The sequence below is a fragment of the Acinetobacter sp. BHS4 genome, from assembly GCF_018454425.1.
Taxonomy (GTDB): domain Bacteria; phylum Pseudomonadota; class Gammaproteobacteria; order Pseudomonadales; family Moraxellaceae; genus Acinetobacter; species Acinetobacter pittii.
Genome location: NZ_CP075323.1, coordinates 1396072 through 1408338, shown reverse-complemented (window position 1 = coordinate 1408338; position 12267 = coordinate 1396072). Strand labels below are relative to the sequence as shown.

Here is a 12267-nt window from a genome sequence, read left to right as displayed (position 1 = left end):
CTACAAAAGTTTACTAGAGTTCAAGGTAAAAGTTAATGAGCGCGGGGTGTTTCTCCGTGATGCCCATTATTTTGTATCTAAATACCTGTGTTTAAATAATGAGCATATTAGGCGAAATTGAGCTATTTTTAAGCAAAAAGAGCTTCAGCCAGATGAAAATTCAATAACCTCAACCACAATTAGAATGATTTATATTTTGGCATTTTGTCATGAGGGGTTACCAAACATTCATCCATCATTTGCTTTCTAACTTTTTCTTGAATTGCTTGAGGATCTTTTGTCAGTTCTTCTTTTGGAATTACATAAACTTTTTCAATAACATTAAGAATGAATTTTTTAGTTATCTCATCTTCAATTTTATTTGCATGCTCAACTGCCTGCGTTTTTTCGATTGCTTGCTGACGATCAAAAACAATACTTCTTGCAGCATTTCCTACGCTAGTACAAAAGCCATGCCACTGCTCTTCTGGTGTTAATGGTTTCTTTTCCGAACAACCAACAAAGAGCAAACTCATTGCAATCAATAAAATCTTTTTCATCATTTCACTACACTAATTATTGCTGTCCATATCATACGGAAAATCATCGTTTTTGCCAAAACTGCTATAAAAAAACCGAGATAACAAAATCTCGGTCTTTTGTATTAAGCATTAGAAATGCCTGTTTCATGATTTGAATTAATTAAAGAATTTGATATCCGTAGGTGTTGATATTTTTGCTGCATCGCCAGCTGGTTTTAAGGTGCCATTTTTTGCATCAAAACGGAATAAACTAATATTATTAGTATAAACATTGGTTACATATAGGTATTTACCAGTTGCATCGAATGAGAAAGCACGTGGTTCGATACCATTCGCTTTATAAACAACTGGCTTAGCTAGCAATCCATTCTGTTGGATTTTAAATACTAAAAGTTTGTTGTCTGCACCTCGATTGGCAGCAATCACATATTTACCATTTGGGCTAAGGATAATTCCACTCGCACTCTTAAATTCAGGTGTTTTATCCTCGTGGATTAGTTTTAGCTCAGCCACTTTTTTCAAATGACCATCTTGCACGTTAAATGTCACAATTTCACTTCGCATTTCTGCGGTAACATACGCATGTTTGCCATTTGGTGAAAAGACCATATGACGCGGGCCAGAACCATGTGTAAAAGTTACATCGCGGTTGGTATCCGCTTCAAGTGGCTGAGCCTTGTTCGGGTTATAACGAAACGCATAGACTTTGTCATTTCCAAGATCACTAGCATATAAATACTTACCATCCGGACTAAAAGTTGTGGAATGAGCATGTCCACTTTCTTGGCGGCCTTTGACGTGGCCAGAACCTTCCTCAAAAACAATATTTTGTACTTTTTCACCCAAATGGCCATTTGATAAAATTGGCAAAACAGCTACACCACCACGGCCTTTATCGAACGCTGAATAGTTCGACACAAACAGGAACTTACCATCTAAACTGATTGTTGCATGTGTTGGATGTCCACCATGACTATCCACAGTGTTCAACACTTCCACCTTTCCGTTTTGAATAGATAATGCGGTCACCGCACCTTCGTTTTCTTCATTTGTGGTATATGCAAAACGGCCATCTTTCGATTTCACAATCCAAGAAGGACTTTTCATTTTCAACACTTTAACAGGAGTTAAAGTTCCATCCTTATTCACTTGAAGCTGGTACAAACCTTCACTAGCTTGTTTTGGTTTTTGCGCAAGCGGTGCATTAGGAATTGATGTCCATGTTCCTACTAAAGCAATTTGTTGTTGTGCAGCATTTACGGTGGAGCACCATCCAAATGACAAAAGCGTCAATGACAATGTTGCTGTTAATTTTTGAATTAGGCCACGATATTTAACGTTGATATCGTTTTCCTTGCCATTTTTAATTTCAACATAAGTATTTATATTCACTACTATATCCTTGAAAAAACCCACCTTATTTGCATTTATCAACAAGGTATATCAATCTAATTTCATTTAATGTTTCTGAAAACTAATTTATAAAACAGCAATTTTCAAGTGAATTTTCTTTAATCAATACCTATCCAAAGCTTCTTTACTCTTAAGAGAAGCGATACTTTAGATGATAAATACTCAAGTTTTTTAAATCTTACGAAGGTGTTATTAAATTAAAAGCCCACGATAGTGAGCTCTTAATTCATTCATTATTGGTTTCAACCAACTAAAAGCGCCAGTTGTAGAATAAGTCGATCGCTCTTTCTAAAGACTGACTTGCTTCTAAATATAAACGTCGATTCATTTGATAACGTAAAGTGAGTTTGTTTACAGGAGTAAACACCCCAACACCATAGCGAATAAACAGATCTGGTGTGATATAACCCGTTAAACTCACTTGCGTATCATCACCTGTACCTTGTGCATCTAAAGCTAAACCGCTCAAACCAAACGTACGTCCAATCTGGTTAGTTAAAGCACGTGTACCACCCAAGCCCATACTAATACCCGCAGCAGCAATGGTGTTGTTTACATCAGATTTAAACCCTTCTGCATTACTCAAGCCACTCGAACCTTCATTAATACGACCAGTCACAAGCGCATTCAATGCTTCTTGCTCAGATAAACCTGCATCGTTATAGACCTGAATGTTTGGCGATGTTGCAGTACCTGTAACACGTACCCCAACCATACTACCCTGAACATTTTTATTCGCATCGATATCTAAAGTCGGGTTAGCCAATGGTCCATTAAAACGGGCAATTGCTCGGTTCAAGTCTAGACTTTGTCCATAGGCTTCGATTTTCACTTTTTGGCTGACACCAATCGCCCCGTTAGCTCTCATTGCAGTCTCATAGCCACGTTGGCTTAAGTTGAGACGACCAACTAACGGAATATTACTGTTAAAGCCTTGGAAGATAACTTGTTTTCCAATATTAACAGAAATGTCAGCTCGAATATCCCAAGGTTTAGCGGCCCGTAAAATTGCAAGTGGGTCTTGACCTTGGCGCACGATGCGAACATCTGATGAAGTATTAATAATTGGAGCAGTCGTTTCTGGCATTGAAATACGTGCACGAGGAACATCTACAGATCCTTTTAAACTTAACCGCTTATCAAAAGGATACATATCAAGTGTCAGATTCGGGTTGGCAATTGCGGTAATTAATGGCGCTTGACGGACCAGTAAATTATCACCTTTCAGATTTAATTGAAGGCGTGGCGCATCTTTCCACTCAAAACTACCTTTAAGCAAGCCTACACCTTGCCCACTATTAAATGCTCCATCAATTGTTGCCATATCCTGACGAATTGATGAATATACCTGCACATTGGTTAGATTTACTGGCAAAGAAATCATGCTAATCGCACCATTTTTCAGACGCATTTCACCAGTAAACTGAGGTTGAGTTAATGTACCGTTGACTTTACCAGCCAAGGCTAACGTTCCACTCATTGAGCGAACATCTTGAATAAATGGTTTCAAGACTTTTAATTGAACATCATTAAAGGCCACTTCACCATGCATTGGCATTGAAGACTGGAATGGGTTGATAATAACGTTCGCGTAGCCCGTACCAATATCTGGTGTTTTCACATCAACACGGAATAACAGACCCTCTGATACACTTTTTGCAATTACCCCTAACTCATCATAAGCCAAAGTCGTTGCAGGATCTTGTGGATCTTCAGCAGCTAAACCGATTTCACCTTTACGCGTAATTAAACGCGCATCAAGTTTTGGATTACCGCCATTTATCCACGATGCCTTAGCGTAACCATTTAATTGTCCAGTCATCGCTAAGCCTTCTGGCATAAATGCCGCGAAGTCGCTTAAATCCATGTTCTGAGTTACAAAAGAAATATTACCTCGTGCTTTACTCACTCGGACAGGCTGATCAAAACAGAGCTGACTATTGGTACTTTGCCAGCAATGTTGGCCCACATATAGCTCAGATTTCGCCGAAGAAAAAATTACTGGAGCATTTTGATTTTGTGCCAGACGAATTCGTCGTGAATCAAAACTTCCTTTCTGGATTTGACCTAACCAATCATTCTTTTGATTAAATCCACCTGCCAACTGAACATAGAACTTGGAAACACTATTATTGCCAAGTACTTTCAATAAATGTGCTTTTCTTGTTCCTGTCAAATTCACTTCAGCAGACTGGATTTCTCTATTTCCGCTACGTAGATTATTTAATTTTGCGGTTAATTGAGTCGGTGTTGTTTCCGATGTTGGAAGCTCACCCTGAATACTCAATCTCTTCACACTTACAAGTGTATTAAAAGCAAAATTATCTACGGCAATATTCGCTGTTGCTTTTAAACGTGGTTGTGATTGAACATTCAAATCACCATAAGCTCGTCCGCGCAGTCCTGGATATAACTCGTAGAGTGCTGGCGCATTCAGCTTAATTTTTAGATTTTGTGCATTGCCAGTAGCTTGTAGCTGGTTCTGTCCATACACTAAAAATAAGTTATTCGCTTCAAATTGCTGAGGTAAAAAGCCATTTTGATTGGAATCCATCAATAGAGATAGATTACCCTTACCCCGAACAGGTTTATTATTTAAAAAGCCTGCAAGATTCAATTGCTGAATATTAATTCGCTTCAAGTGATCAGACCAAACCCCTTGAGTTTTCAGGTTTCCTGAAATTTCACCTTTAACAGTTGAGGCAAAATATTGAGGCTTAAAGCGTACTAATGAACTATTAATATCCCATGCAATGCGGTCTTTTAAATTGACAGAACCAGTAGCATAGATTTTTCCAGCCACCCCATCATGTTGTAACTGGCTAATTCGAATAAAATCTGGCGTGCCCGCTATAGAAAACTTCAACAAACCATTTGCTTGTTTTAAGGCTTTTAAAGACCCGTCATAATTAACCGCAAAGCCTTTAAAGCCGCCACCAGCTTTAACATCATGAAATAATAATGCTGCTGTACTTTTTCCACCTAAACTTACAGTTTCTTGACCTGCTTGAGCCAATCGACCAGTTAAATCAATTTTCTCAAACTGAATAATTTGCTGGTTTGGTTTAGCGAAACCATTTGCCTTAATCGAACCGTTTAATAGATTGACCGGCGCTGCTGCATGAATACTTTGCGGATTAAAATCTTTTGCATTTAATAAAGCATTCCAAGCCAGCTGACGTTTTTCAGTAGGTAATAAAACTTTAGCCTGACCTGTTAAGCTACCTTTTTCAGCAGCAAAACTAAAATTAGGAACATTTAAGATATTATCTTTAACATTCAGGTTGGCTAGATATTGTCCTGCTGGCAATAGAGTTTTTTCATGCTGATATACTTTTGTAGCAACCTTAATATCTTGTTGACCGTCACGTAATGTTAAATCGACTTGACCATTATCACTACTTAACCATCCAATATAAGGCATTGCACGGTCTATATTCGCCCACGCCACATTCATGAGCATTGGTTGAGGTTTATTATTTTTTTCAGGCGCCTGATTAAGCTTGAGTTTCCAAGACTCATAACGGTCAAAATCAACGTTAGCAAATACTTCTGTGCCTTTTTCCAAAGAACCAGTTGAAGCAATAGCAGCATCTAAACTTGGCGGTAAGAAGTCTTGAACCACCTGAGGAATCGCTTTGTCTTTAGGATTAATGCGATCTAAACGACCTTTGATGTCCCAAGTCACATGATCTTTCCAATTCACCAGACCTTTAAGATTAACGGCACCTTTCATAACTTGGCCATTAAAATCGGTAATATTAAGCTGATGAACTAAATCAGTATTCATTAAAGCGTTGTACTGACCTTCAGGTAAATTCTCACCCTTTAAATCTGTATCAAGTGCCAAATTAAGCTGTTTAATATCACCTTGAAACTTGATCACACCATTTTTTGCAAATAGTTTTTGTTCTTGTAGCAAAGGTAAATGATAGTTTTTTAATAATAGTTCACCTTGCATTGGAACTTCATCGCGAACAGGATGCAATATTACCCAACCTGTTAATAGATCGGGAGTGGTTGTTGCAACCCCAGCTTTTATAGTATCTAAACTTCCCCGAGCAGCAACTTTAATATTTTGAATATTTAAACTTTTTAAAGATGGGATTCTTAAATCTGCTGTGGCATCTAATGGATATTTACCACTGAAATCCATTTTACCTGTTGCGTTGTGGACCGAAAGATAGCCCATATCCATACTAGATTTTTCAAATTCCAGTTTGGTCTCTGACCAAAGTGCATCCTGCAAATGAACGTCATGAAAACTTACATCCGAGGTTGCTAACTTAATTTCTAAATGGTCAACATCACCTTCATCTATACGTAAAACGAATGGCAATTTGATTGGTTTAAATTCAAACGGTTTACCAGAAGGCGGAGTTTTATTAATAATACGTAAGTTGCGTACATCTGCATGGCTTAAATGCACTTCTTTTTCTAATAATAAAGAACGCCATCCTAAGCCTACATCAGCTCGATCTAATGAAACATCAACGTCTTTTAATTGCACCAACACATTTTTGAGAATAATGCCTCGCAATAAGTTGCCGCCTTCATATTCATATTTAATTATTTTCTGAGCTTCTAAAACCCGATCTAATAAAAAACGGCTTCCGCGATCCGTTGACATCATGATGACTAACGAAGAAGCCAATAATAACAATATGATCAATATCGTTAGCAAGAAGCTACGCAAAATGCGACGCTTCTTCTTAGGAGAGCTTGGTGCCGAAGTGGGCTGCTGTTCTACTTCCGCCATAAAATAAACCTAATAAAATTTTATTTTTAAAGTTGTGGGCCTATAAAGAAATGTAAACGAATCGGATGGTTCTCATCTGAAATACCCGAAGCGACATCTAAACGGATTGGGCCGATTGGAGACTTCCAGCGAATTCCGACACCAACGCTATAAGCTGCTGGATTACTGAAATCTTTATCGTAAGCATTACCAAAGTCAGAGAAAATAGCTGCTCGCCATCCGTCTTTGAACTGATAGTTATATTCTAAAGAACCTACAGCTAAAGCTTGGCCCCCAATTTTATATCCATCTACTTCTGGTGAAAGACTTTTATAGTCAAATCCACGAATTGTTTGGTCACCACCCGTAAAGAATCTAAGATTGTATGGAACTTTGTCAAAGTCATCTGTAAAAATATAACTAAGGTCAGATCTTCCAACAAATTGGTGATCATCATTTTTACCTAGAGAATAAATAAATCTCCAGCCTGCACTCGCAATTGCCATATTGGCATCAGACAGTAAACTCTCGCTGCCTAATTCTAATTTATAAGTTTGTTTAAAAGCTTTTGTTGGGTTTAAACGCGTATTACTTGAAGTTTTAGATGTTTCATAACTAAACAATAATGCTTCTTGCTCAGATGCAGCTGTTTTAAAAGCATCTGGTAATTCAGAAATATCAACATTACCTTTTTGGGTCAAACGGTCTAAACGATAACGAACACCAATAGTATGCTGCCAATTACCTAATGGACGTTTGATTACGCGCTCCCCGCCCACAACAGCAGATTCGGTTAACAGGCTTACATCCGGACCGATATCATCCCGTGTTTCACGCTCATAACCGCCAACGATATTAAAATAGTCATTTAACGGATGTTTATAAGGAATACTATATCGACCATCAATCGATTGACGAATTTCAGAAACTTCTAAGTTGGCATCAAAAGAATGACCATATTTATTTACGATAGAACGGCGATATTGACTACGTAAACGCGCCCCCGTATCGGTTCCATAACCAATACCAGTTTCCAAACTATTTAGCTTGTCAGCATTTAAAGTCACAATAACTGGAATTCTTTTTGTTTCACGTGCTTGAGCTTGTAAACGATCCTGTTCAGTTTCCTGTTCATCATGCTGAGCTGCGGCACTTTGCAACATCGCAGTTTGAGGCTCTGCCTGTTTTGCATTTTGTGTTCCAGCAAACTGTTTTTCATCGACTACGTTTTGCGTAACTTCTTTATTGGATGTCGCTAATTGACGAGCTTTTGCAAGTTGTCGTTGTTCTGGTGAAAGTAAATTAGACTCATCAACATCAATATTTTGCTCATCGACCAAAGCTTGTAAATCTGGTGGTAGCTCAAGTGGCTTTTCAATTGGGTCTGGTTTAATGCTATCAACCAAGGTGTAATTAAAATAACGCGAGTTGGTTAAGTTATTCGCGAGCACGTTTACACGCCAGAAAGCATAGTCATCACCTTCTTTCCAAGGCGCCATACTTTCTAAGATATTTTGATTTAATGGCAAAGGTTTCGAAGGATCGCTCATACGAAACTCGACCTTATCTAATTTATAACGCTCACCTGTCTCGTAGCGTAAATTAATATCGGCCTTATTTTCTGGCTGACTTACTTTTACATCATGCAATCGCCAATAAGCATCAAAATAACCGTTATCAGATGCTGCATCGACAATACGGGTTTTAGTGGTTTCATATAAACCGTGATTAAAGATATCACCAACATCTTGATCAGGAACTAAGCGAATAACCTGAAATTGCGGCTGCTTTTCGCCTGGACCTGTAAACTCAATATTTTGCTCATTAATTCGTACTGGTTCATTTGGTGTCACCCTGACACGCACACGACTCGGACTTAATTTTTCAAATCGGAACTCAGCATTATAGTAACCAACAGCTTGAGCAGCCTGATTACTTAATGTTCTAAGCTGAGGTAAAGCAGCATTAAAGTCTTCAAAAGATTCTTGAGTAAAAGTTGAAAGCTTACCTTTAATATTTTTAGCTAACACATCTGAAGCGCCTTCTACCTCTGCGCTAATACGCGGTACTTGTTCCATCGGAATTGCACGCGGCGGACGTACTTTATTTAAAATACGTTTAAAGAAACCAGCTTGCTCAGGTGGTTCTTCGGCCTCTGGTGTCAATTCAGGTAGTGTTTTTCCAGTCTCATTGGCTTCCACTACAATCTTACTATCAGACTTAATCTCTTGCATAAGCTGATCAATATTTACTGGCGCCTGATTAATTTGATTTAATTCAGATTGAGTTGCATCGCTTACAGTAACTTCAGGGAGTTTCTGAGTCCCATTTTGAAAGTTCTGTGCTTCATTCTTTGCTTCTTCCGCTACCCTATAAATTTCATTTGCCATGTTTTGATCAACAGGCATATCGGGTAAATCTTCAAGATTATCAAGAGTAATTGGCTTAAATTCATCAATTTGATTTGGAAATTGTTCTTGTTGTTGCAATATAGCCAAGCTATCTTGTTGCTGCTGAGTTTGGGTTACAAGTGTAGCGATATCTGTAACTGGAGCAGTATATTGCTCGTTAACCTGAGCTGACTGTTCAGTTGACTCCTCAGATACTGTCTGGTTTAAAGTTGTTGATGAACTATTCTCAACAGAAGTTTGAGCAAAACTTGGCGTTACGCAAACGCTTAACAACAAGCTGCTACAAATAAGTTTAGGAATGCCCTGCATTTTTAAAATTAAATGCATAGAATGTGAGAGAGTTGACTGTTTAAACTTAATTTTAGAAGGCATAGAAAACTCTAGACTTATTTTTTAATAAAACGCACCAATGTGAGTGTAAAACTCACTCAAAACCATTGATTTTTCATTTAATCAAGCGTTAAAAATATCATACATGGTTTTCGATGCAAATTAACACTCGGTCACATTTTTTTATAAAACACAATGAAGTTTGCACATGATGAAACAAGATGAGCACCTGATGACCTCACGTCGGTTTGTACCGATGTTTTTTACCCAGTTTTTTGGCGCATTAAATGATAACGTTTTTAAGCAAGCTTTATTATTGGTGATTACTTATGGATGGATTCAGCAACAATCTGCTCCTGTAAGTACTCTTAATAATTTGGCAGCCCTCTTGTTTATTCTGCCATATTTCTTTTTTTCAGCCACAGCTGGACAAATCGCCGACAAATACGAACGATCTCAACTCGTCCGTGGTATTAAAATTTTAGAAATCATCATTATGCTCATCGGTACTGCAGGTTTCCTGTTAGGAAACTTATGGCTACTTCTTTTTGCTTTATTTTTGATGGGCACACATTCGACGTTCTTCGGCCCGATTAAATACGCAATTTTGCCTGAAATCTTAAAACCGAACGAGTTAATGTCTGGTAATGCGCTATTTCAATCCGGCACATCCATGGCGATCTTGTTCGGGATGATCTTAGGTGGCGCCGTAATTGCCTCATCAGATGGTAATTTATTGTGGATTAGTATCACCGTAGTGGCTATTGCTTGCATAGGCTATTTATTTAGTCGCTTCATTTTGCCGCAAAAAGTTGCTGCACCTGACTTAAAGATTGACTGGAATTTCATCCGTACCAGCTTTCAAACCATTAAATATGCCAAAAGCTTACCGTTAGTATTCACAATTTTGCTAGGCAACTCATGGTACTGGTTTTATGGCGCGACTTATTTAACTCAAATTCCGCAGCTTACCCAGCAAAACCTTCATGCATCAGAAAATGTCGTTAGCCTGTTACTGACTTTCTTTTCAGTCGGTATTGGTGTGGGTTCTCTTCTTTGCCGTAAAATTGGTGGTTCAGAAATTAATATTAAAATGGTGCCGATTGGTGCAATTGGCCTTACTGTTTTTGCGCTCTACCTTGCTGCCAGTTTAGCTTTTGTACCAGAAAGAACCGGAGCATTGCTTACCTTAAAAGACGTTTTTACCCAAGGCTGGGTTTACTACCATGTCATGATTGCTGTGACTTTATTGGGTATTAGTGGCGGTTTTTATATTGTTCCCCTATATGCCATGATGCAGGCTTATTCACCACGTTCACATCGTGCACGTGTTGTTGCAGCGAATAACATCCTAAATGCCGTTTTTATGGTTTCTTCTGCAATTTTTTCAATCTTAATCTTAAGTGTTTTAAAAATTGATATTAAAATACTATTTATTATTACAGCTGTACTTAGTGCAATCTTTAGTATCTGGCTTCTCGCTAGACTAAAACCAATGCTTGCCACAGCCCACCTTTCTTTAGAGGACTAATTTATGCGCCACTATACTGGAATTGATCAACTTATTAACTCATTTGATCAGGCATTGCGTAGTCTTGTTCCGGGTGCAACAGCAGCACAGCGTCAAAATCCAGCTGAAACAGTAGAAACAAAACTTGGTGTAGAAGATGCTCGCCATGTCGCAGGTTTAATGCGTGTTAACCACAGTGGTGAAGTATGTGCTCAAGCACTGTACCATGGGCAAGCCTTAACGGCGAAATTGCCAAATGTACGCCAAGAAATGCAACAAGCAGCGATTGAAGAACAAGATCATTTAGCTTGGTGTGAAGATCGTTTAAAAGAATTAAACAGTCATACAAGTTTGTTAAACCCAATCTGGTACGGGTTGTCATATGGCATGGGTGCCCTTGCTGGTATTGCAGGTGATAAATATAGCTTAGGTTTTGTTGCTGAAACTGAGCGTCAGGTTAGTCTGCATTTACAAGATCATTTAAACCAGTTACCCGCTCAAGATGAACGCTCTCGTAAAATTTTAGAGCAAATGAATGAAGATGAATTGCATCACCGTCATACTGCACTTGAAGCAGGCGGTGTTGAATTACCATATGCAGTAAAAATTACGATGACGGCTATCTCAAAGTTAATGACAAAAACCAGTTATTATCTTTAAAAAAAACAAAGGATTGATCTCATTTAGATCAATCCTTTTTTAAAATATTATTTTAAGCCGTGATCATATTTGAAACGTTCGATATCTCGAATTGAGTTCCAATAGTTTCTGTTAATACGGTCACGATCAATTTGTAATTCTCTTAAAAGTTTACGATAGCGTTCGCGCTCTTCTGGCTTTAATTTTTCGTTGTAAGCATTATCAGAATATTGCTTAAACTTTTCATCATAACGGTCATATTCATTTTTTGCATTGTAGTAATCGGAAGCTGCTCGATAATAAGGTCTTAAACGATTACGCTGCTCGATTGGGCATACATTAATATTGCCGTTACCCTCTAAAGCGTTATAAAAAATATTTGATGGCTGGCAATAATACCCTAAGCCCTCTTTATACCCACGTTCATATGACTTTTGATCTGGAACAATATTGGCTTTTCCACACGCTTTGTAATATTGATCTAAACGTGGCGAAGACCCCTTTGAACCATCTTTCTCACCCACTAATGACCAATTCGCAGTCTTACATTCTTCTACGCTCATTGCAGCACAACCTGAAAGGCTGATTGCTAAAATGGCTAAACCGATATTTTTCATATTAAGAAAACTCAAAAATAAAATTAAAAAACGCAAAAAATAAAATTCCAGTACATGTGCTATTTAAGCCTTGCTCAATTCAAGATTT

Annotated in this window: 7 protein-coding genes; 2 read left to right on the top strand and 5 right to left on the bottom strand. The window is 38.1% G+C overall.

Features of this window, described 5'->3' with window-relative positions; genetic code table 11:
• Positions 1-179 precede the first annotated feature (179 nt).
• The 4 genes from KIP84_RS06665 to KIP84_RS06650 all read right to left on the bottom strand — a co-directional run bounded on the left by KIP84_RS06665 (position 180) and on the right by KIP84_RS06650 (position 9455).
• On the bottom strand, positions 180-542 hold the full coding sequence (locus tag KIP84_RS06665) for a hypothetical protein (protein ID WP_081410476.1): 363 nt from the start codon (positions 540-542) through the stop codon (positions 180-182).
• Positions 543-677: 135 nt separating this feature from the next.
• Positions 678-1913, bottom strand: coding sequence for a lactonase family protein (locus tag KIP84_RS06660; protein ID WP_213689558.1), 1236 nt, complete (start codon positions 1911-1913; stop codon positions 678-680).
• A gap of 271 nt (positions 1914-2184) precedes the next feature.
• Positions 2185-6693 (bottom strand): translocation/assembly module TamB domain-containing protein, encoded by a 4509-nt coding sequence (locus tag KIP84_RS06655; RefSeq protein WP_213689557.1) that lies wholly within the window; start codon positions 6691-6693, stop codon positions 2185-2187.
• 26 nt (positions 6694-6719) lie between these two features.
• Entirely contained in the window at positions 6720-9455 is a 2736-nt protein-coding gene (locus KIP84_RS06650) for an autotransporter assembly complex family protein (RefSeq protein WP_213689556.1), read from the bottom strand.
• A gap of 166 nt (positions 9456-9621) precedes the next feature.
• On the opposite strand from KIP84_RS06650, the gene KIP84_RS06645 reads away from it, so the two are divergent.
• Together KIP84_RS06645 and coq7 are read left to right on the top strand one after the other, a co-directional pair.
• Positions 9622-10944 (top strand): MFS transporter, encoded by a 1323-nt coding sequence (locus KIP84_RS06645; protein ID WP_014207111.1) that lies wholly within the window; start codon positions 9622-9624, stop codon positions 10942-10944.
• Positions 10945-10947: 3 nt separating this feature from the next.
• Complete coding sequence (gene coq7 / locus KIP84_RS06640; RefSeq protein WP_002119684.1) at positions 10948-11583, top strand: 2-polyprenyl-3-methyl-6-methoxy-1,4-benzoquinone monooxygenase; 636 nt, start codon at positions 10948-10950, stop codon at positions 11581-11583.
• A 47-nt stretch (positions 11584-11630) separates the two neighbouring features.
• Here coq7 and KIP84_RS06635 read toward each other — a convergent pair whose 3' ends face one another.
• A complete protein-coding gene (locus KIP84_RS06635; protein WP_017398502.1) occupies positions 11631-12179 on the bottom strand; it encodes a DUF2799 domain-containing protein in 549 nt (182 codons plus the stop codon).
• Between the last annotated feature and the right edge of the window lie 88 nt (positions 12180-12267).